This window comes from Paenacidovorax caeni (assembly GCF_001298675.1).
Lineage (GTDB): Bacteria > Pseudomonadota > Gammaproteobacteria > Burkholderiales > Burkholderiaceae_C > Paenacidovorax > Paenacidovorax caeni.
Map to the genome: position 1 here is coordinate 46,811 of NZ_CYIG01000020.1, position 20,438 is coordinate 67,248.

Consider the following 20,438-nt stretch of genomic DNA (forward strand, 5'->3'; position numbering starts at 1 on the left):
GATACCAAAAATCCCTCCAGCCCTTGCCAGGCAAGCGCTGGCAGCTCTCAAAAACATAGTTCACCGACCAGGAGACACTCCATGCCACGCAACCAGCAAATCCTGCTTGACAACCGCCCGCAAGGCGAAGCCACGGCGAGCAACTTCAAGCTCGTTGCCACCGACACCCCGCCGCTGCAGGACGGCCAGGTGCTGGTGCGCCACCACTATCTGAGCCTGGACCCGTACATGCGCGGCCGCATGAACGACAGCAAGAGCTACGCTGCCTCCCAGCCGCTGGGCGAGGTGATGATCGGCGGCACCGTGGGCGAGGTGGTGGAAAGCCGCCATCCCAAGTACGCCGTGGGCGACAAAGTGGTGGGCATGGGGGGCTGGCAGGAATACAGCGTGGTGGACGGCAACACGCCCGGCTTGCTGCGCAAAGTAGACACCACGCACGTGCCGCTGTCGCACTACCTGGGCGCCGTGGGTATGCCTGGCGTTACCGCCTGGTACGGGCTGGTGAAGATCATCGACCCCAAGCCGGGCCAGACCATGGTGGTCAGCGCCGCCACCGGCGCCGTGGGCAGCGCCTTTGCCGCCCTGGCCAAGGCGCGCGGCTGCCGCGTGGTGGGCATAGCCGGCGGCCCGGAAAAGTGCCGCTACGCTACCGAGGAACTGGGTTTTGACGCCTGCATCGACCACCGCGAGCACCCCGACCTCAAGAGCATGGCGCGCGCGCTCAAGGAGGCCTGCCCCGATGGCATCGACGGCTTTTTCGAGAACGTGGGCGGCCACATCCTCGACGCCGTGCTGCTGCGCGCCAACGCCTTTGCGCGTATTGCGCTGTGCGGCATGATCGCGGGCTACGACGGCCAGCCGCTGCCGCTGCAGAACCCCGCGCTTATCCTCATCAACCGCGTCAAGATCGAAGGCTTCATCGTGAGCGAGCACATGGAGGTGTGGCCCGAGGCGCTCAAGGAGCTCGGTACCCTGGTGGCCACGGGCAAGCTGCGCCCGCGCGAGTCGGTGGCGCAGGGCCTCGCTGCTGCGCCTGAAGCCTTCCTGGGCATGCTCAAGGGCAAGAACTTCGGCAAGCAGCTGGTGAAGCTGGTCTGAGGGCGCGGCCATGATCCAAGACTTCAAAGGCAAGACCGCCGTGCTGACCGGCGCGGGCTCGGGCTTCGGGCTCGAGTGCGCGCGTATCGGCGCGTGCCTGGGCATGAACCTGGTGCTGGTGGACGTGCAGCAGGACGCACTGGATGCAGCTGCAGCCGAGCTGCAGGCCACGGGCTGCGCAGTGCTGGCGCAGCGTGTGGATGTGTCTGACGCCGCGCAAATGCAGGCGCTGGCCGACGCGGTGCAGCAGCGCTTTGGTGCGCCGCACTTCGTGTTCAACAACGCGGGCGTGGGCTCGGGCGGCCTGGTGTGGGAAAACACCGTGCGCGACTGGGAGTGGGTGCTGGGCGTCAATCTCTGGGGCGTGATCCACGGCGTGCGCCTGTTCACGCCCATGATGCTGGCTGCCGCCCAGGCCGACCCGGGTTACCGGGGCCACATCGTCAATACCGCCAGCATGGCCGGCCTGCTCACGCCGCCCAACATGGGCGTGTACAACGTCAGCAAGCACGCCGTGGTGAGTTTGTCGGAGACGCTGTACCAGGATCTGCGCCTTGTGACCGACCAGATCGGCGCCAGCGTGCTGTGCCCGTACTTCGTGCCCACCGGCATCAGCCACAGCGAGCGCAACCGCCCGGCCAGCATGGCCGATGAGAAACCGACCAAGAGCCAGCTCATCGGCCAGGCCATGACGGACAAGGCAGTCACCAGCGGCAAGGTGACGGCGGCGGACGTGGCACAGAAGGTGTTTGACGCCATTGCGGCCGACCAGTTCTACATCTTCAGCCACCCGAAGGCGCTGGGCAACCTGCAAAGCCGCATGGAGAGCATCCTGCGCATCGAGAACCCGGCCGATCCGTTCCTGGAGCGGCCGGAGGTGGGCGCGCAGCTCAAGGCGGCGCTGCGCGCCGGCTGAGGCCGCGCACTGCGCTTTAGTTGTCGTCCTCGTCCTCGCTGTCTGCCGCTGCCGCCTCGGGCTGGGGCAGTTGCGGGGCGGGGCGCACCAGGCGCACATACAGCGGCGTGCCCCGGCCAAAGTCCGAGCGTGCTTCGCCGCTGCCGGTGTCCACGGCCCAGCCCTGAACCAGCGAGAGGCTGCTTTCGCCCTGGCCGCCGCGTGTCACATTGCCATAGGCGTAAGGGTTGACGGCGGCGGTGTTCACGTTGGCCGTGGCGGTCCAGTGCCAGTCGGCGGGGGCGCGCGGAAACAGGCGCGGGTTCAGGCCCGGCGGCTGGCTGCTCTTGTCCACCAGGCGGCGCAACTCAGGTACGCGCGGCAGGCGCCAGCGCACGCCTTCGGCTTTCCAGCGCTGGGTTGCCAGTGCCAGGGCCTGTGCGTGCGTGAGCGTGCGCGGCGTGCCCATGCAGGTACTGCCCGTCCATGACATGCCTTCCACGCAGCGCGGCCACGCCAGGCGCGATTGGGTATCGATGACATAGGCGCCATCGTCAGAGGGCTGCAGATGGGGCTGGTTCGGCGCCAGTGGGGCGCCCTGGCCCCAGGCACAGGCCGGTAGGGCAAGCACGATCCAGAGGCGGCGCAGGATGGGCATGGCGGAACACTCCTGTGGGCGGGTTGTGCTGATTGTCGCCCATGGCATCAGCGGTGACAGCCCGTAGGGACCCTGGGTTTGCTTGCTCTCAGAGCCTGCTCATGATCTTTTCCTAGTGCCCGCAAGGCAGCAGAGAGTCGCAATCCAGGCGCGCGCCGCAGGCCATGCTGGCGGCCTGGCCAAGGTGCGCAACGCCGAGTGCGGCTTTTTGCTGCCTTGCCCGAAGGGTTGCCCCGCAAAGGTGGCATCTGCGGCGTTGCCAATGCTCGCCGGGCCACCAGCCCGGCTGCGCTTTGCGCCTTGCACCTGCCACTTTTGCGGGGCAACGGGCGCTAGGAAAAGATCATGAGCAGGCTCTCAGGGCCGGGATCGCCAGTACGCGGGCAGAAGATCGTACAGGGGCGTGGGGTCGTGCACGTAGAGCTGCGGGCTCACGGCTGGCAGGGTCGGTAATTGTGCCGACAGGGCCTGGGTGCCTTGGTCATGCTCTACATCCAGCCTGGCCAACTGCTGCATCCAGGCAATGTCAACGCCCCCAGCGCTGTTGGGGCGGGAGGAGATCAGCCCGAGCATGTGCTGTGCGGGCCGGCTGCCCGCAGATGCGGCAATCTGGTACATCCGGATGGCTTCGGCGTAGGGTCTGTTGAGAATTACCGAGAGTTGATAACCCCGGCTGCGAGATGGATCATCGCCGCGAAGCTGGTATCCGTCTTGTCGCTGCGCATTGGAGGGCTGCGCTACCGCATCCAGCCGGCGCTGAACCACCGGGTGATTGAGCTGGTATGGCGGATCGCGGACGGCATGGACACGCAGTGGCTGCCTGCGCAAAGCACGGTGCACGTGCTGAAAATCGTGCAGGAGGCGCTAGGCAATATCTTGCGCCACACCCACGCGACGCGCGTGGAGGTGCTGCTGGAGCCGCTGCACCGGCAGGCCGGCTTGCTGCTGGAGGTGCGTGACAACGGCCACGGCATCACCGTGCCGGAGGGGCACGTCACCGCCGCCACGGGCCATGGCCTGGTGGGCATTCGCAGGCGGGCCCAGTTGCTGGGGGGGGCACGCTGCAGATTCTTGGCCCGCCCGCGGTGCAGGGCACGTGCATTCGCTTGGTCGTGACGCCGCAGTGCCTGCCCGAGCGGCGGCGCAGGGCGCGCCACGCGCCGCGTTGAGTCTTGCTTCATTTTGATGCCCCAGGAGGCCTCTAGGCCTTTACTGGAAAGCGCTGGAAGCTATCAATCCAGGAGCGTCAATCCAGGCGTGCCACGATTTGCTCGGCCAGGCGCCGCACGGTCAGCGGCGCGCAGCCCTCGGCGTGGTTGCTGATGGTCACGTACGCGCGCTGGCCGCGCCCCGTGGTGCCGGCGATCACCCGCGCCAGTTCCGCCAGCAGCTGCGGCTCCGGGTCGTGGATGCGGTCATAAGGCGCATAGCGCTTTTGCGCATCCTCGTAGCCGTGCGGGCCATTGGCCGGGTGCAGGTTCCAGCGGCATACCAGGGGGCCGGGCCAGAGCAGGCGCAGCAGGGGCAGCTGTGCTTGCAGTGGTGGCATGCGTGCGTGCAGGCCCAGGCAGTAGGTGGCGCCGGTGCTGCGCAGCACATCGGCGAAGTGCGGCAGATGCGCGGGCGCCAGCCAGGTGGGGTCGCGCACCTCCACGGCCAGCACGGCATCGGGCGCGGTGAGGGGTGGCTGGGTTTGCAGCATGGCGCGCAGGCGCTCCAGCACCACGGGCAGGCGTTCCAGCTGCTGCCAGGGTAGCGGGCTGAGCTGGAACACCAGTGCGCCGGTGCGTGCCCCCAGCCCCGCAAGCGCAGGCGCCACGAACTCCTGCGTGGCCAGCAGCGGGTCCAGAAAGGCCGGGTTGGGCGCGCGCCCCTGGCCGTCCTCGCTGCGCACCAGCGCATCGGTGACGAGGCTGGGCGCCTTGACGACGAAGCGGAAATCCGCCGGCACCTGTTCGGCGTAGCGCAGGTAGTCGCTGGCGCTCAAGGGGCGGTAGAAGCTGCGGTCGATGCTCACGGTGCGCAGCAGCGGGTGCTGGGCGTACACGGGCAACCCCTTCTTGGCCAGCGTGGGCTCGGAATGCGCGCCTTCCCAGACCAGGCCTTGCCAGCCGGGGTAGCTCCACGACGAGGTGCCCAAGCGCAGTTGCGGCGGCAGGCGGCGGGCCAGCGCATGCAGGGCTTCGTCCCACACCACGGGCTGGATGCCGGCGCGGCGTGCAGGGGCTTTGGCGTTGGCTTTTTCAGGGGGCTGGAGGTGGGGCGGCGTGGCGCCGAAGAGGTCGTCCTGCATCAAAAAGGTCATCGATTGTGGGCGTGGCCGCCTGGCGGGCTTTGCGGCCCGAGGCATCTGCCGCGCTATGGCAAACTCCCGCGCTTCGCATTTTCCCGAGTCCCTCAAGGCATATGCAGCAAATCGTCCGGCAGTTGGCCGCAGAAATCAAGATCACCGAATCCCAGGTCCGCGCCGCGGTGGAACTGCTCGATGGCGGGGCCACCGTGCCCTTCATCGCACGCTACCGCAAGGAGGTGACCGGCGGCCTGGACGATGTGCAACTGCGCGAGCTCGAAGCGCGCCTGGCCTACCTGCGCGAACTGGAAGACCGCCGCGTGGCGGTGCTGAAAAGCATCGACGAGCAGGGCAAGCTGACCGACGCATTGCGCGCCGCCATTGCTGCTGCTCCAACGAAGCAGGAGCTGGAAGACATCTACCTGCCCTTCAAGCAAAAGCGCCGCACCAAGGGCCAGATTGCCAAGGAGTTCGGCATCGAGCCGCTGGCCGACAAGCTGCTGGCCGACCCCACGCTGGACCCGCACGCCGAGGCCCAGGCCTTCTGCCAGCCCGCCACCACGCTCGATGACGGCAAGCCGGGGCCCGATTTTTCGACCACCTTCGCCGTGCTCGACGGCGTGCGCGACATCCTGTCCGAGCGCTGGGCCGAGGACGCCGTGCTGGTGCAGTCGCTGCGCGAATGGCTGTGGGCCGAGGGGCTCTTGCGCAGTAAGAAGGTGGAGGGCAAGAACGAAAGCGACCCCGAGGTCGCCAAGTTCCGCGACTACTTCGAGTACGACGAACCGATTGGCCGCGTGCCCTCGCACCGCGCGCTGGCGGTGTTCCGCGGCCGCGCGCTGGAAATACTGGAAGCCAAGCTGGTGCTGCCCGTGGAGCCCGAGCCGGGCCAGCCCAGCATTGCCGAGGGCAAGATCGCCCTGCACCTGGGCTGGAGCCATCAGGGCCGCAAGAGCGACGACCTGCTGCGCAAGTGCGTGGCCTGGACCTGGCGCGTGAAGCTCAGCCTGTCCACCGAGCGCGACCTGTTCTCGCGCCTGCGCGAAGAGGCCGAGAAGGTGGCCATCAAGGTGTTTGCCGACAACCTGCGCGACCTGCTGCTGGCCGCGCCCGCCGGCCCGCGCGCCGTGATGGGGCTGGACCCGGGCATTCGCACCGGCGTGAAGGTGGCCGTGGTGGACCGCACCGGCAAGCTGGTGGAGACCGCCACCGTCTACCCGCACGAGCCGCGCCGCGACTGGGACGGCAGCCTGGCCACGCTGGGCCGCCTGTGCATGAAGCACGGCGTGCAGCTCATCGCCATCGGCAACGGCACCGCCAGCCGCGAGACCGACAAGCTGGCGGCCGAGCTGATCAAATTAATGCAAAAACAGGCCGTAGACCAGGCGGGGCAAGCGCTGCCAGCTATTGAAAAGATAGTGGTGAGCGAGGCCGGCGCCTCGGTGTATTCGGCCAGCGAGTACGCCAGCCAGGAAATGCCCGACGTGGACGTGAGCCTGCGCGGCGCCGCCAGCATTGCGCGCCGCCTGCAGGACCCGCTGGCCGAGCTGGTAAAGATCGAGCCCAAGAGCATCGGCGTGGGCCAGTACCAGCACGACGTGAACCAGAGCGAGCTGGCGCGCACGCTGGACGCCGTGGTCGAGGACTGCGTGAACTCCGTCGGCGTGGACCTGAACACCGCCAGCGCGCCGCTGCTGGCGCGCGTGTCGGGCCTGTCGGGCAGCGTGGCCAAGGCCGTGGTGCGCTGGCGCGAGCAGCACGGTGCCTTCAAGAACCGCAAGCAGCTCATGGAGGTCAGCGGCCTGGGCGCCAAGACCTTCGAGCAGGCGGCGGGCTTTTTGCGCATCCGCGATGGCGACAACCCGCTGGACATGACCGGCGTGCACCCCGAGACCTACCCGGTGGTCGAGCAGATCATGGAAAAGACCGGCAAGCCGGTGGCCGAGCTCATGGGCCGCGCCGAGATGCTCAAGACGCTCAAGCCCGAGCTGTTCGCCAACGAAAAGTTCGGCGTGATCACCGTGCGCGACATCCTGGGCGAGCTGGAAAAGCCCGGCCGCGACCCGCGCCCCGACTTCAAGGTGGCGCGCTTCAACGAGGGTGTGGAAGACATTGCCGACCTCAAGGAAGGCATGGTGCTGGAGGGCACGGTGAGCAACGTGGCCCAGTTCGGCGCCTTCGTGGACCTGGGCGTACACCAGGACGGGCTGGTGCACGTGAGCCAGCTCAGCCACAAGTTCGTTCAGGATGCGCGTGAGGTGGTCAAGACCGGCGACATTGTCAAAGTGAAGGTGCTGGAGGTGGACGCGGCGCGCAAGCGCATCAGCCTGACGATGAAGTTGGACGCACAGGCCCCGCGCCGCGATGGCCCGCGTGACAACCGCTTCGAGGGCGCGGGCCGTGGCTATGCCGCGCCGCAGCGCCGAACGAATGAGCCCGCGCCGCAGGGCGCCATGGCCTCGGCATTCGCCAAACTGCAACAGCGCGGGCGCTGACCGGCCCTCGGGGCGGTAACAAAACGTGCCTGCGGTACATAATCGCGGGCACCCCCACTCAGGCTTTCCATGGAGATCAACGCCCTGCTGGCGACCCCCGTCGCCTTGCCTTGCATGCCGCGCACGGTGGCGCTGCTGATGAATGCGCTGGCCCCGGCAGAGCCCAATCTGCGGCGGGTCAACCAGCTCTTCTGCATCGACCCGGGCTTGTCGGCCCGCCTGCTGGAGCAAGCCAACTCGGCCACCTTCCAGGCGCCGGGGCAGATCGTGGGCGTGCCCGAGGCGCTGGCCCTGCTGGGCACAGCCCAGCTGCGCGCACTGGTGGCTGCGGCGCCGCTGGGCGCGGCCTCGCGCACGGTGCCGGGCGTGAACCTGCCGCAGTTCTGGCGCTACAGCCTGAACACCGCCAAGATGGCGCGCTCGCTGGCCGGCTTTGTGCACCACAACCAGATCGCGGCGTATACCGCGGGCCTGTTGCATGGCCTGGGGGAGGTGGTGCTGCACCTGGTGGATACCGACAAGGCGCAGTCGGTGGACACGCTGGTGCCACCGTTCGACCCGCGCCGCGCCAAGATCGAGCAGCGCATCTTTGGCTATTGCTACGCCCAGGTGAGTGCCGCCATGGCGCAACGCTGGCAGTTGCCTGAGGTGGTGGTGGATGCGCTGCGCTACCTCAGCGCGCCCTTCGACAACGACGTGTACGAGCCGCTGGCTGGGGTGCTGCACCTGGCGGCCTGGCGCGCCCGCGCGCGCGAAATTGGCTGGGGCGAGAAAGAGCTGGCCGTGTCTTTTCCGGGCGAGGTCGGGCTGGCGCTGGGGCTGGACATCGACATGGTGCTGCAGCAGGATCCGATCGACTGGACGGCGCGGCCGGACGCGGGCGACTATGTGTGAGGGCCTTCCCCCTCAATTTTGAGGGAAATAGGCCTTCAGCCCTTTGCCAGCAAGCGTTGGCAGCTATCAAAACAAAAGCGTTGGCTACAGCGAGGCGTGCAGCATCTCGCGGTATTCCTCGGCCGTGGCGATGCGCGGGTTGGTCTTGTGGCAGTGGTCCGCCAGCGCGCCCTTGATCACGTCGTCAAACACGTCGGGTGTCACGCCCATGGCGGCCAAGGCGCTGGGCAGGCCCAGGCGGGCGTTCATGGCGCGGATGGCGTCGGGAATATCGCCGGCCGCGGCCAGGCCCATGGCGTGGGCCATGCGCTCCAGGCGATTTTCTTTTTGTACCGATTCGGCGCTGGCGTTGAAGCGCACCACGGCGGGTAGGAACATGGCGTTCAGCGTGCCGTGGTGCAGGCGCGGGTTCACGCCGCCCAGGCTGTGGCTCAGGCTGTGCACTGCGCCCAGCCCCTTCTGGAAGGCCATGGCACCTTGCATGCTGGCGCTCATCATGTTCAGGCGCGCCTCGCGGTCGCCACCGTTCTTCGTGGCCGCCTCGATGTGCGCCCAGCCGCGCTCCAGCCCGTCCAGCGCAATGCCATCGGCCGGAGGGTTGAACGCGGCCGACATGAAGGTCTCCATGCAGTGTGCAATCGCGTCCATGCCGGTGGCCGCCGTCAGCAGGGGCGGCAGGCCCAGCGTCAGTTCGGGGTCGCAGATGGCGGCCTTGGGTACCAGGTTCCACGAGTGGAAGCCGAGCTTGCGGTGGTCGTCGACGATGATGATGGCGCCGCGCGCCACCTCACTGCCGGTGCCGCTGGTGGTGGGCACGGCGATCAGTGGCGCGGCGCGTTCGGTGATGCGCGGTGAGCCGCCCTCGATGGTGGCGTAGTGCGTCAGGGGGCCTTCGTGCGCCACGGCGATCGCCACGCCCTTGGCGCAGTCGATGGCCGAGCCACCGCCCACGGCCACCAGGCCGTCGCAGCCCTGCGCCTTATAGAGCGCGGCAGCGGCGCGCACAGCGGCCTCGGTGGGGTTGGGCGGGGTCTGGTCGAACACGGCCACGGGCAGTTCGGCCATTGCATCCAGGGCCTTTTGCAGCACACCGGCAGCCTTTACGCCGGGGTCGGTAACGACGAGCGGGCGCGCAATGCCCACGCGCGCGCATTCCTGCGCGAGCAGGCGCACGGCGCCGAATTCAAACTGAATCTGGGTAACGTAGTTGATGAAAGCCATGGTGTGCGGTGCCAACGGTTGCAGATAGGATGGCTGCGAACTTTATTCCCAGGAGACAAATATGCATACAAAGCAAACCCTCATCGCCCTGCTGCTGGGCGTCGCCTGCGCGACAAGCGCGCAGGCCGAATGCCTCAGCGACGCCCAGGCGGACGACCTGGCGGCGCACTACCTGGCCCGCACGCCAGCGGCCAACCTGGAGGGCCTGAGCGATGCCGATGGCGCGTGCACCCGCGCCAAGTTCAACGCCCGCATCGCCCCGCGCCTGGGCAAGGTGGTGGGCTACAAGGCCGGGCTGACCAACCCAGCGGTGCAAAAGCGTTTCGGCACCGACAAGCCGGTGTGGGGCAAGCTCTACGAGGGCATGGTGCAGCCGAGCGGCGCCACCATCGACGCCGCGTTCGGTGCGCGTCCGCTGTTCGAGGCCGACATGCTGGTGCGCGTGAAAAGCGCGGCCGTCAACCAGGCGCGCACGCCCATGGAGGTGCTGGAGGCCATTGACCAGGTGGTCCCCTTCATCGAGCTGCCCGACCTGCTGGTACAGGCGCCGTCCAAGCTCAATGGTGCCGGGGTAGGGGCCATCAATGTGGGCGCGCGCCTGGGCGTGGCCGGCCAGCCCCTGGCCGTGCCGGTGTTGCGTGCCGAACGCTATGCGCTGCTGGACGCGCTGCAGAACATGCAGGTGACCCTGACCGATGCGCAGGGCGCCGTGCTAGGCCGGGGCAAGGGCAGCGACATCCTGGAGCACCCACTGAACGCCGTGGTGTGGCTGGCGCAGGCGCTGCAGCAGGAAGGTATCGCACTGCAGCCGGGCGACCTGGTCAGCCTGGGATCGTTCTCGCCACTGCTGCCGCCCAAGCCGGGCCTCGCGGTCACGGCCACCTACGAGGGGCTGCCGGGCGCGCAGCCGGTGCGGGTCATGTTCAAGTGACCGGCGGCGGGGCGCGATGGGCGCGATGGGCGCGATCGGCGTGCGTGCGCACGTTCTTCCGGCATGATGGCCGGCTTTGCCCGCTGAGAACGTGTGAATGAGCCCGCCCGTGACCGCCCCCGTTTCCTCCCACCGCCTCACCCCCCAGATGCGCGCCGTGCTCCAGGGCATGGAGCGCGCCGCGCGCGCGCCGCTGCACACCCTGCCCGTGGCGCAGGCGCGTGCCGCCTACGAGGCCGGCGCTGGCGTGCTGGAGCTGCCCAAGGCCGCGCTGCCCCGTGTGGAAGACCTGCACATCCCCGCACGCGACGGCCATGCCCTGCCAGCGCGCCTGTACGCGCCCACCGAGGGCGCGCCCCTGCCGCTGCTGCTGTACCTGCATGGCGGCGGCTTCACCATCGGCAGCATCGCCACGCACGACGTACTGTGCCGCGAACTGGCGCGGCTGGCGGGCTGCATGGTGGTATCGCTGGACTACCGGCTGGCGCCCGAGCACCGCTTTCCCACGGCCAGCAATGACGCCTGGGATGCGCTGCAGTGGCTGGCGCACCACGGCGCGCGCTTGGGCGCCGATACGGCACGCCTGGCCGTGGGCGGCGACAGCGCAGGCGGCACGCTTTCGGCCGTGAACGCCATCCTGGCCCGCGATGCGGGCCTGCCGCTGGCGCTGCAACTGCTGTTTTACCCCGGCACCACGGCGTACCAGGACACGCCCTCGCACAGCGTTTTTGCGCGCGGCCTGGTGCTGGACGCGACGGCCATCGACTGGTTCTTCGGCCATTACGTGGCGCTGCGCGAAGAGCGCGCCGACTGGCGGTTCGCGCCGCTTAACGCCAGCGACGTGGAGGGCGTTGCCCCGGCCTGGCTCGGCCTGGCCGAGTGCGATCCGCTGGTGGACGAGGGCATTCTGTACGCCGACAAGCTGCGCGCCGCCGGCGTGCCGGTCGATCTGGAGATTTACCGCGGCGTGACGCACGAATTCATCAAGATGGGCCGCGCCATCCCCGAGGCGCGCCAGGCCCACCATGACGCCGCGCAGGCCCTGCGCCGCGCCTTCCAAATGGATTGAAACCATGACCATGACCTACCAGGATTTCCGCTGCTTTCACCGCCTGCGCGTGCGCTGGGCCGAGGTGGACATCCAGAAAATCGTCTTCAACGCCCACTACCTGACCTATGCCGACTGCGCCATGACCGAGTACTGGCGCGCGCTCGCGCTGCCCTACGAGGCGGGCATGCGCCAGCTCGGTGGCGAGGTCTACCTGAAGAAGGCCAGCGTGGAGTACCACGCCTCGGCACGCCTGGACGACTGGCTGGACGTGGGCATGCGCTGCGTGCGCATCGGCGAAAGCTCCATGGCGTTCGAGGCTGGCATCTTCACGGGCGAGCGCCTGCTGGTGTCGGTGGAGCTGCTCTACGTGTTTGCCGACCCGGCGACGCAGACCAAGCGCCCCGTGCCGCCTGCGCTGCGCGCCATGGTCGAGCACTTCGAGGCGGGTGGCGAGATGGTCGAGCTGCGCGTGGGCGACTGGGCCACGCTGGGCCACGATGCCACGCAGCTGCGCGTGGAAGTGTTCGTGCGCGAGCAGGGCATCGACCCCGCGCTGGAGATCGACGCCCAGGACGCCACGGCGCTGCATGCCGTGGCCTACAACCGCCTGGGCATGCCCATGGCCACCGGGCGCCTGCTGCACGACGGCCCGGGGCTGGCCCGCATTGGCCGCATGGCGGTGGACCGCTCGGTGCGCGGCCAGCGCTGGGGCCGCATGGTGCTCGACGGACTGGTGCAGGCCGCCCAGGAGCGCGGCGACCGCGAGGTCACGCTGCACGCGCAATGCAGTGCCGAAGGCTTTTACCGCCGTGCCGGCTTTGCGCCGCAGGGCGAGCGCTTTGAGGAAGCGGGCATCACCCACATCGCCATGCACCGCGTGCTGGGGTGACTACGCTTTTGATAGCTGCAAGCGCTTGCCAGATAAGCGCTGCAGCCTGAAAACACTGTCAAACTTCAATAGGCTGAAGCCTCCAGGGCCTTGCCCTGGGCGGCGGCCTGGGCCTGCAGCTGTGCGAACTGTTCGGGGTAAAAGCGTTCGGCCACGTCCAGGTGCGAGCGCAGCCGCCCCTTGAGCGCGTTGGTGCCGATATGGCGGAATAGCGGGTTCAGCGGGTCGCTCTCGGGGCCGCGCGCCTTGCGCGCCAGTTCTGCGGGCAGGGCCAGCAGCGGAATCTCCTGCGCGTGCAGGCTGGGCGAGAAGAAGTAGGCGATGGAGTAGCGGTCCACCCCGGGGCGCGGCGACACCACGCGGTGCACATTGGCGCGCAGGTAGCCGTTGGTGGCGAGCTCCAGCATCTCACCGATGTTGATGACGAAGGCGTCGCGGCGCGGCGGCACGTCGATCCAGCCCTGTTCGGTGTGCACCTGCAGCCCGCCCACGTCGTCCGTCAGCAGCAGGGTGAGCAGGCCGCCGTCCTTGTGCGCGCCCACGCCCTGGCTCGATTGGCCGTCCGGCTGGCCGGGGTAGTGGATGATTTTCAGGCGGTGGTTGCGGGGCGCCGCGATGAGTCCGTCGAGCGCGTGCGGCGGCTGCCCCAGCGCCGTGAGGAAAGCGTGCAGCAGGCGCTCGGCCACCCCGCGCGTGGCGTCCAGCCATTGCAGGATGGCCCCGCGCAGCTCGGGCAACTCCTCGGGCCACTGGTTCGGGCCCTGCAAAGACCACCAGGCTGGCTGGCCCGGGGCGGGCGCCACGGCGGGCTGCTCCTCGCCCAGGTCGAGCTGTTCGCGCAGGTCGGGCTGCAGGCGCGTCAGTTCGCCCCCCACGCCGGTATAGCCGCGAAAGTGCGGTGTGTTGCGGATGGCGATGCGCTCCTTGGCCGAGGCGGGCAGTGCGAAGACCGCGCGCGTGAGCTGCTCCACGCGGCGGATCAGGCCGGTGTCGATGCCGTGGCCTTCAAGGTAGAAGAAGCCGGTGTCCCGCGCAATGCGCGCCAGGCGCGCATGGAAATCCGCGTGGCGCTGCGGGTCGTTGAGTTCGGACAGGTCGATCACGGGCAGGGCCGTGGCGTCGGCGGCGGGGGCGGCAAGGGCGTGGGCAGTCATGGTTTCACCTTCGATGGGCGTGGGTTGTAAAAGGCCTCATCGTTGGCCCTGCGCCGTGCTTTGCCTACGAAGTTTATTGCGCTTCGATATGCGCACCGTGGCGCTTTCGGAGCCTGCAGCCAGGGCATTTGCTTAACCGGAAAACTTCGTTGCGCCAGCGCTTGTCGGCTCCGGATACTGGCCGCTCACAGTACTTCAAGAAAGACGAGCATGAACAAACGTGGCTTCCTGAGCACCTTCGTTGCCGTGGCGCTTGGCGCCGTCTCGGCCGGCCTGGCCAGTCCCTCGGCCCGGGCGGTCGCCCCTGCGGTGATCCGCGTGGGCGTAGCGGGCGGGGTGGACGAGGAAATCTGGGAGGTGGTCACCCAGGTGGCGCAGGAGCGCGGGCTGCGCGTCAAGCCCATCGTGTTCAGCGGTGCGGTGAACCCCAACGAGGGCGTGCACAGTGGCGACCTGGAGGCCAACTCGTTCCAGCACATCCCGTACCTGCGCGACCAGAACCAGCGCGGCGGCTACAAACTCGTCTCGGTGGGCGAGACCTATATCTCGCCCATCGCCTTCTATGCGAAGAAGTACCGGCGCCTGGCGGACCTGCCCGCGGGCGCGCGCGTGGGCATTCCCAACGACCCGAGCAACCAGACACGGGCACTCGTGGTGCTGCGCGACCAGGGCGTGCTTGATCTGCGGCCCGGTTTTGACCCCTTCACCGGCACGGCCTCGCTGGCCGATATCAGCGCGCTGCGCCAGAAGGTGGAACTGGTGGAGGCGTCCTCGGTGGTGCTCGCGCGCTCGCTGGACGATCTGGCTGCCGCCGCCATCGTCAACAGCTACGCCTACCAGGCGGGCCTGATCGCCACGCGCGACGGCATTGCCGTGGAGAAGCGCGAGCGCAACCCCTATGTGAACATCATTGTGGTGCGCGCCAGCGACCAGGCGGCGCCCTGGGTGCCGACGCTGGTGGCGGCGTACCAGTCCGAGCCGGTGCGCCAGTTCATCCTCAAGCGCTTCCAGGGATCGGTCATTCCGGCGTTCTGAACGGGGCTTTTGCGCTTGAAGAGAGAGCGCCTGGCGCTTTTCCGGCAAGCCCTGGCAGCGTTTTCAGGCCTTGCACGGTGTGCAGGGCGTGAACCGGCGCTCAGATGTCGTCGAGCAGCGCATAGGGCAGGGGCAGCAGCGTGAGCGCCACGCCACCCACGTGCAGCGCGCCACTGGCCGCCGCAATCTGCAGCGCTACCAGCGCGTCCACCCCGCCACCCGGCGCAGCAGCGGCCTGCACCACGGTGCCCACCGGCTGCTCGGCATCCTCCGGCGCGAACACCTCGGCGCCCACGGCCAGTGCCGATGGCGCGTGTGCCAGGTAGGTGCGGCGCTTGAGCGTGCCGCGGAACTGGCTGCGCGCCACCACCTCCTGGCCGGGGTAGCAGCCCTTCTTGAAATTCACGCCGCCGATGGATTCGTAGTTCAGCATCTGCGGCACGAAGGCGTCCACCACCGGGGCGGTGAGCGTGGCCACGCCGCTGCGTACCTCGCTCCAGTCCCACAGGCCCGGCGCCAGGGCGGGGCCTGTGGGTGCGGGCGCATCGGCTGGCGCCACCAGCAGCGCACGCGGCTGGTTTTCTGCCGGGTACAGATGCACTACGCTTGCAGAGCCAAATTCGGCTTTTGACCAAGCAGGTAAAGCGCTACCAGCTATCGAAAGCAGAGCGTCGCCGGCCAGGCCCCAGCACTGGAAATCGGCCGAGGCATCGGTCAGCTGGACCTTGGCGCGCAGCACGAACATGGACAGGCGCTTGAGCGTCGCGGGCAGCAGGTCGCTGCTGCACACCAGCAGCAGTTCGGTGCTGCTGCGCCGCAAGCCGATGAAGCTGGCCAGCATGCGCCCTTTGGGCGACAGGTAGGCCGCCAGGCGGGCCTGGTTGTCTTGCAGCAGGGCGAAATCCTGGGTCAGCTGGCCTTGCAGGAACGAGGCAGCGTCCGCACCGTCCACGCGGATCACGCCCAGGTGGGGCAGGGGAGCAATTCCATTGAGAAGCTGGGTCATGGCGAGCGATTATCATCCCCGGCTCTATTCATTTTGTGCGCTGGGGTTGTGCGTCGCTTACTGGTTTTATTGCTGTTGATCGCGGGCGCACTGGGCGGCGGCGCGGCCTGGTGGCTGCAGCAGCCGCTGGATCTGGGCGGCGCCGCTGCGCTGGAGCTCGAGATCGAGCCCGGCACCACCCCGCGCGGTGTGGCCCGTGCCGTCGTGGTGGCGGGCGTGCGCACCGACGCGCGCCTGCTCTACGGCTGGTTCCGTGTTTCGGGGCAGGACCGGCGCATCAAGGCCGGCAACTACGAAATTCCCGCTGGCACCACGCCCCAGGGCCTGCTGCAGAAGCTCGCGCGCGGTGAGGAAACCCTGCGCGCGTTGACGCTGGTCGAGGGCTGGAACTTCCGCCAGGTGCGCGCGGCACTGGCGCGCGACGAGGGGTTGCGTCATGACGCCACGGTACTGGACGACGCGCAACTGATGGACAAGTTGGGCCGCCCCGGCGTGGCCCCCGAGGGCCGCTTCTTTCCCGACACCTACACCTACGCCAAGGGCAGCAGTGAACTGGCGCTGCTGCGCCGCGCCCTGCACGCCATGGACCGCCGCCTGGAAGCCGCCTGGGCCCAGCGTGCCAGCGATACGCCGCTCAAGAGCGCCGACGAGGCGCTGATCCTCGCCAGCATCGTGGAAAAGGAAACGGGCTTGGCCAGCGACCGCGCTCACATCGCCGGCGTTTTCACCAACCGCCTGCGCGTGGGCATGCTGCTGCAGACCGATCCGACGGTCATCTACGGCCTGGGCGAGAAGTTTGACGGCAACCTGCGCAAGCGCGACCTGCAAACCGACCACCCCTGGAACACCTACACCCGCCCCGGCCTGCCGCCCACGCCCATCGCCATGCCGGGCAAGGCGGCGCTGCTGGCCGCCGTGCAGCCGCAGCAGACGCGCGCGCTGTACTTCGTCGCCAAGGGCGATGGCTCCAGCCATTTCAGCGCCACGCTGGACGAGCACAACCGCGCGGTCAACCGCTACCAGAGAGGGCAGAAATGAAACACCCCCTGAGGCGCTGCGCGCCTTCCCCCTCTCTCTACGCGCTTCGCGCTATGGGAGGGGGACGCAGCCAGCGCGGCGGGGCGGCCCTTGCGCGGCTGCCCGCGCTTGGGTTGCGCAGGTTTCATGGGCCGTGGGTGGCGCGCAGCGCTATGGAGAACTGATATGGAGCCAGGGCTGTTCATCACCTTCGAGGGCATCGACGGCGCGGGCAAGAGCTCGCACATTGAGGCGCTGGCCTGCGCCTTTGAGGCGCAGGGCCGCTGCGTCACGCGCACGCGCGAACCTGGCGGTACGCCGCTGGCCGAGAAGCTGCGCGCGCTGCTGCTGCACGACGCCATGGACGCGTTGACCGAGGCCCTGTTGGTGTTCGCTGCGCGGCGCGACCACCTGGTGCAGGTGATCGAGCCTGCACTGGCACGCGGCGAGGTGGTGCTGTGCGACCGCTTCACCGACGCCACCTTCGCTTACCAGGGCGCGGGTCGTGGGTTCGATCGGGGCGTGCTATTGATTTTGGAGCATTTGGCGCAGACTGGGCTTGCCCAAGACCCTGATTTGATGCGTGAGCCCGATGCCACCGTATGGTTCGACGTGCCGGTGGAGGTGGCCGCACAGCGGCTGGCTGCCGCGCGCGCGCCCGACCGCTTCGAGGCCGAGCCGCAGGCCTTTTTCCAGCGGGTGGCGCAGGGCTATGCCGAGCGCGCTGCGCTTGCGCCGCAGCGCTTCGTGCGCATCGACGGCGCGCAGCCGCTGGCGCAGGTGCAGCAGCAGGTGTTCGCCGCGTTGCGCCAGCGTGGCTGGCTGGAGGAGGCTGCGCCATGAGCGCCCTCGCCCCCTGGATCGCTGCGCAGCGAGACCAGTTGCTGGCCCAGCGCGGCCACGCCTGGCTGCTGCAGGGGCCTTCGGGCCTGGGGCAGTTCGAGCTGGCGCTGGAGCTGGTGCGCGCCTGGCTGTGCGATGCGCCCACGCCCCACGGTGCGTGCGGCCAGTGCGGTAGTTGCCATGCCGTGGCGGTGCACACCCACGCCGACCTGTGTGTGCTCATGCCCGAGACCGTGATGCTGGCGCTGGGCTGGCCGTTGCCCGAGAAGGCCCAGTCCGAGATCGACGACAAAAAGCGCAAGCCCAGCCGTGAAATCCGCGTCGAGGCCATGCGCGACGCCGTGGAGTTCTGCCAGCGCACTTCGGCGCGCGGCCGGGGCAAGGCGGTGTTGGTTTACCCGGCCGAGCAAATGAACACCATCACGGCCAACGCGCTGCTCAAAACGCTGGAGGAGCCCCCGGGCGACACGCGCTTCGTGCTTGCCAGCGAGGCGGCGCATTTGCTGCTGCCCACCATTCGCAGCCGCTGCCTGGGCCATACGCTGCACTGGCCTGACGAGGCGCAGGCGCTGCAGTGGCTGCAGGCCCAAGGCCTGGCACCCGAGGTGGCGCAGGCTCAGCTGCGCGCAGCCGGGGGGCGTGCGCAGGACGCGCTGGCGCAGGCACATGCCGGGCGCAGCCCTGCGGCCTGGGCGCAACTGCCCAAAGCACTGGCGCGTGGCGAGGTGGCCGCGTTGGCCGACCTCACCCCGGCGCAGGCCATCAACGCCTTGCAAAAGCTCTGCCACGATCTGCAGGCCAGCGCCTGCGGTGCGGCGCCGCGCTATTTCGCCGCCGCCGACCTGCCGCCGCCGCCGCCTTTGCTGGCCCTGGCGCGCTGGGCCCAGGCGCTGACGCGCGCGGCGCGCACGGCCGAGCATCCGTTCAATACAGGCCTGATGCTGGAGGCGCTTGTGGCACAGGCGCGCCAGACACTACACTCACGCCATTGAAGAGAGCCCCACGAGCCCATGAGCACTCCCTCCACAGCGCCGCGTCCCAGCGTCATGCAGCTGGCCATCAAGGAAAAGGCGGCCCTGTACGCGGCCTACATTCCTTTTTTCACCGAGGGCGGCATTTTCGTGCCCACCAACCGCGAATACCGCCTGGGGGATGACGTGTACGTGCTGCTGACGCTGCCCGATGACACGCAGCGCTACCCCGTGGCGGGCCGCGTGGCCTGGGTTACGCCTGCGCGCGCTGGCGGCAACCGCACCCAGGGCGTCGGCATCCATTTCCCGAAGGACGAGAAGTCGCGCCAGCTCAGGCTCAAAATCGAGGAAATCCTGGGGACGGCCCTGGGTTCGGACCGTTCGACGCAGACGCTCTGAGTCTTTTTTGCCCACTCGCATGCCGGCCCGTGGGCCGGCATGTCCGTTTTCCCGCCTATGTTCACCGACTCGCACTGTCACCTCACGTTCCCCGAGCTGGCCAGCCAGCTTCCTGCCATTCGCCAGGCCATGCAGCAGGCGCAGGTAGAGCGGGCGCTTTGCATCTGCACCACGATGGAGGAGTTTGGCCAGGTGCATGCGCTGGCGCTGGCCTACGACAACTTCTGGTGCACCGTCGGGGTGCACCCGGACAACGAGGGCGTGACTGAGCCGACTGAGCAGGATTTGCGTGCACACGCCGCCTTGCCTCGCGTGGTGGCCATTGGTGAAACTGGGCTGGACTACTACGGCATGGAAGACCGCAAGGGCGGCCGCAGCATCGCCGACCTGGAGTGGCAGCGCGCGCGCTTTCGCACGCACATCCGCGCGGCCCGGGCCGTGGGCAAGCCGCTGGTGATCCACACCCGCAGCGCAGCCGAAGACACGCTGGCCATCCTGCGCGAAGAGGGCGAGGACGGCGCGGGCAACCGTGCCGGCGGCGTGTTCCATTGTTTTACCGAGTCGATGGCCGTGGCGCGTGCGGCGCTGGACCTGGGCTACTACATCTCGTTCTCGGGCATCGTCACGTTCAAGAGCGCCCAGGAACTGCGCGACGTGGCCGCCTTTGTGCCGCTGGACCGGATGTTGATCGAAACCGACAGCCCCTATCTGGCCCCGGTTCCCTACCGCGGCAAGACGAACACGCCGGCCTATGTGCCCTATGTCGCGCAGCAGATTGCCACGGTGCGCGGTATCGGCGTGCAGGCCGTCGCCGAGGCCACCAGCCGCAATTTCGAGGCCCTGTTCGCCGGGGTGCGGGCATGATGCGCCGCCGCTGTCTGCTGGCCGTTTCGGGTCTGGGCTGGGGTGCGTGGGGGCTGGCGCAGGCCGGTTCGTACGATGATTTCTTCACCGCCATCCGGCGCGATGATGCCGGGGCTATCACGGCGCTGCTGCGCCGGGGGTTTGACCCCAATACCGTGGATGCCAAAGGTGTGCCGGCCCTGGTGCTGGCGCTGCAGCTGGAGTCGTTCAAGGCCTTTGGTGCCTTGCTCCAGGCGCCGGCCCTCAAAGTGGACCAAGCCAACCCGCAAGGGGAGACCGCGCTGATGCTGGCCGCCATCAAAGGCTACCTGGACCTGGCCCGCGCGCTGGTCGCCAAGGATGCCGATGTGAACAAGACCGGCTGGACGCCGCTGCACTACGCCGCCTCTGGCACCGGCGACCAGCAGCCCGCCATGCTGGCGCTGCTGCTGGAGCACCATGCCTACATCGACGCTGGCTCGCCCAATGGCAGCACGCCGCTCATGCTGGCAGCGCAGTACGGCACGCGCGCCAGCGCGCTGCTGCTGCTGGAGGAAGGGGCCGACCCCACCATCAAAAACCAGCTGGGCCTGACGGCTGTGGACTTTGCGCTGCGGGCGGGGCGCAAGGACTTGGCGCAGCAATTGGCGACTGCTATCCGTCAGCGCCAGCCCAACCGGGGTCAGTGGTAGCTTCTTTTTTTGTAGCTGCTAGCGCTTGCTAGGAAAGGGCTGGAGGCCTTTTTTAT

Annotated in this window: 21 protein-coding genes; 15 read left to right on the plus strand and 6 right to left on the minus strand. The window is 68.4% G+C overall.

All coding sequences use genetic code 11. The annotated features are described in order from the left end of the window. The first annotated feature begins 81 nt into the window (after nucleotides 1-81). Both BN2503_RS10235 and BN2503_RS10240 read left to right on the plus strand, forming a co-directional pair. Complete coding sequence (locus BN2503_RS10235; protein ID WP_054256557.1) at nucleotides 82-1,098, plus strand: NADP-dependent oxidoreductase; 1,017 nt, start codon at nucleotides 82-84, stop codon at nucleotides 1,096-1,098. A 10-nt stretch (nucleotides 1,099-1,108) separates the two neighbouring features. After that, on the plus strand, nucleotides 1,109-2,014 hold the full coding sequence (locus tag BN2503_RS10240) for an SDR family oxidoreductase (protein WP_054256558.1): 906 nt from the start codon (nucleotides 1,109-1,111) through the stop codon (nucleotides 2,012-2,014). A 16-nt stretch (nucleotides 2,015-2,030) separates the two neighbouring features. Here the strand turns inward: BN2503_RS10240 and BN2503_RS10245 are convergent, their stop codons facing one another. Both BN2503_RS10245 and BN2503_RS20500 read right to left on the minus strand, forming a co-directional pair. Next, complete coding sequence (locus BN2503_RS10245) at nucleotides 2,031-2,651, minus strand: Lcl C-terminal domain-containing protein (protein ID WP_054256559.1); 621 nt, start codon at nucleotides 2,649-2,651, stop codon at nucleotides 2,031-2,033. A 357-nt stretch (nucleotides 2,652-3,008) separates the two neighbouring features. Continuing rightward, on the minus strand, nucleotides 3,009-3,269 hold the full coding sequence (locus tag BN2503_RS20500; RefSeq protein ID WP_054256560.1) for a hypothetical protein: 261 nt from the start codon (nucleotides 3,267-3,269) through the stop codon (nucleotides 3,009-3,011). A gap of 93 nt (nucleotides 3,270-3,362) precedes the next feature. Between BN2503_RS20500 and BN2503_RS20505 the strand changes: the two genes are divergently transcribed. Then, nucleotides 3,363-3,767: an ATP-binding protein gene (locus tag BN2503_RS20505; RefSeq protein ID WP_054256561.1), complete on the plus strand. Its 405-nt coding sequence runs from the start codon at nucleotides 3,363-3,365 to the stop codon at nucleotides 3,765-3,767. A 130-nt stretch (nucleotides 3,768-3,897) separates the two neighbouring features. Here BN2503_RS20505 and BN2503_RS10260 read toward each other — a convergent pair whose 3' ends face one another. Further along, entirely contained in the window at nucleotides 3,898-4,944 is a 1,047-nt protein-coding gene (locus BN2503_RS10260) for a DUF72 domain-containing protein (protein ID WP_054256562.1), read from the minus strand. Nucleotides 4,945-5,057: 113 nt separating this feature from the next. On the opposite strand from BN2503_RS10260, the gene BN2503_RS10265 reads away from it, so the two are divergent. Next, on the plus strand, nucleotides 5,058-7,436 hold the full coding sequence (locus BN2503_RS10265) for a Tex family protein (protein ID WP_054256563.1): 2,379 nt from the start codon (nucleotides 5,058-5,060) through the stop codon (nucleotides 7,434-7,436). Nucleotides 7,437-7,505: 69 nt separating this feature from the next. After that, a complete protein-coding gene (locus tag BN2503_RS10270) occupies nucleotides 7,506-8,330 on the plus strand; it encodes an HDOD domain-containing protein (protein WP_054256564.1) in 825 nt (274 codons plus the stop codon). 84 nt (nucleotides 8,331-8,414) lie between these two features. Here BN2503_RS10270 and gbd read toward each other — a convergent pair whose 3' ends face one another. After that, nucleotides 8,415-9,551, minus strand: a complete 1,137-nt coding sequence (gene gbd, locus BN2503_RS10275; protein WP_054256565.1) for a 4-hydroxybutyrate dehydrogenase — start codon at nucleotides 9,549-9,551, stop codon at nucleotides 8,415-8,417. A 61-nt stretch (nucleotides 9,552-9,612) separates the two neighbouring features. Between gbd and BN2503_RS10280 the strand changes: the two genes are divergently transcribed. From BN2503_RS10280 to BN2503_RS10290, 3 genes are all read left to right on the plus strand, one after another. Beyond that, the gene (locus BN2503_RS10280; RefSeq protein WP_054256566.1) at nucleotides 9,613-10,482 is read left to right on the plus strand and encodes a 2-keto-4-pentenoate hydratase; all 870 of its coding nucleotides are present in this window, start codon (nucleotides 9,613-9,615) and stop codon (nucleotides 10,480-10,482) included. A gap of 148 nt (nucleotides 10,483-10,630) precedes the next feature. Then, on the plus strand, nucleotides 10,631-11,551 hold the full coding sequence (locus BN2503_RS10285; protein WP_175537946.1) for an alpha/beta hydrolase: 921 nt from the start codon (nucleotides 10,631-10,633) through the stop codon (nucleotides 11,549-11,551). A 10-nt stretch (nucleotides 11,552-11,561) separates the two neighbouring features. Further along, a complete protein-coding gene (locus tag BN2503_RS10290; protein ID WP_054256588.1) occupies nucleotides 11,562-12,422 on the plus strand; it encodes a YbgC/FadM family acyl-CoA thioesterase in 861 nt (286 codons plus the stop codon). A 65-nt stretch (nucleotides 12,423-12,487) separates the two neighbouring features. Here the strand turns inward: BN2503_RS10290 and BN2503_RS10295 are convergent, their stop codons facing one another. Then, complete coding sequence (locus BN2503_RS10295; protein WP_054256568.1) at nucleotides 12,488-13,576, minus strand: isopenicillin N synthase family dioxygenase; 1,089 nt, start codon at nucleotides 13,574-13,576, stop codon at nucleotides 12,488-12,490. Between the two features lie 210 nt (nucleotides 13,577-13,786). On the opposite strand from BN2503_RS10295, the gene BN2503_RS10300 reads away from it, so the two are divergent. Next, a complete protein-coding gene (locus BN2503_RS10300) occupies nucleotides 13,787-14,611 on the plus strand; it encodes a MetQ/NlpA family ABC transporter substrate-binding protein (RefSeq protein WP_054256569.1) in 825 nt (274 codons plus the stop codon). Nucleotides 14,612-14,711: 100 nt separating this feature from the next. Here BN2503_RS10300 and ygfZ read toward each other — a convergent pair whose 3' ends face one another. Beyond that, complete coding sequence (gene ygfZ, locus BN2503_RS10305; RefSeq protein ID WP_054256570.1) at nucleotides 14,712-15,617, minus strand: CAF17-like 4Fe-4S cluster assembly/insertion protein YgfZ; 906 nt, start codon at nucleotides 15,615-15,617, stop codon at nucleotides 14,712-14,714. A gap of 48 nt (nucleotides 15,618-15,665) precedes the next feature. Between ygfZ and mltG the strand changes: the two genes are divergently transcribed. The 6 genes from mltG to BN2503_RS10335 all read left to right on the plus strand — a co-directional run bounded on the left by mltG (nucleotide 15,666) and on the right by BN2503_RS10335 (nucleotide 20,382). Beyond that, complete coding sequence (gene mltG, locus BN2503_RS10310; protein WP_175537944.1) at nucleotides 15,666-16,655, plus strand: endolytic transglycosylase MltG; 990 nt, start codon at nucleotides 15,666-15,668, stop codon at nucleotides 16,653-16,655. A gap of 165 nt (nucleotides 16,656-16,820) precedes the next feature. Then, nucleotides 16,821-17,477 (plus strand): dTMP kinase, encoded by a 657-nt coding sequence (gene tmk, locus BN2503_RS10315; RefSeq protein ID WP_054256571.1) that lies wholly within the window; start codon nucleotides 16,821-16,823, stop codon nucleotides 17,475-17,477. Then, nucleotides 17,474-18,469 (plus strand): DNA polymerase III delta subunit-related protein, encoded by a 996-nt coding sequence (locus BN2503_RS10320; protein ID WP_054256572.1) that lies wholly within the window; start codon nucleotides 17,474-17,476, stop codon nucleotides 18,467-18,469. The genes tmk and BN2503_RS10320 overlap by 4 nt, the downstream gene beginning before the upstream one ends. A gap of 18 nt (nucleotides 18,470-18,487) precedes the next feature. Next, a complete protein-coding gene (locus tag BN2503_RS10325) occupies nucleotides 18,488-18,847 on the plus strand; it encodes a PilZ domain-containing protein (RefSeq protein ID WP_054256573.1) in 360 nt (119 codons plus the stop codon). Nucleotides 18,848-18,904: 57 nt separating this feature from the next. Then, nucleotides 18,905-19,711, plus strand: coding sequence for a TatD family hydrolase (locus tag BN2503_RS10330; protein WP_054256574.1), 807 nt, complete (start codon nucleotides 18,905-18,907; stop codon nucleotides 19,709-19,711). Next, the gene (locus BN2503_RS10335) at nucleotides 19,708-20,382 is read left to right on the plus strand and encodes an ankyrin repeat domain-containing protein (RefSeq protein WP_054256575.1); all 675 of its coding nucleotides are present in this window, start codon (nucleotides 19,708-19,710) and stop codon (nucleotides 20,380-20,382) included. Before BN2503_RS10330 ends, BN2503_RS10335 begins: the two co-directional genes overlap by 4 nt. Nucleotides 20,383-20,438: the final 56 nt, after the last annotated feature.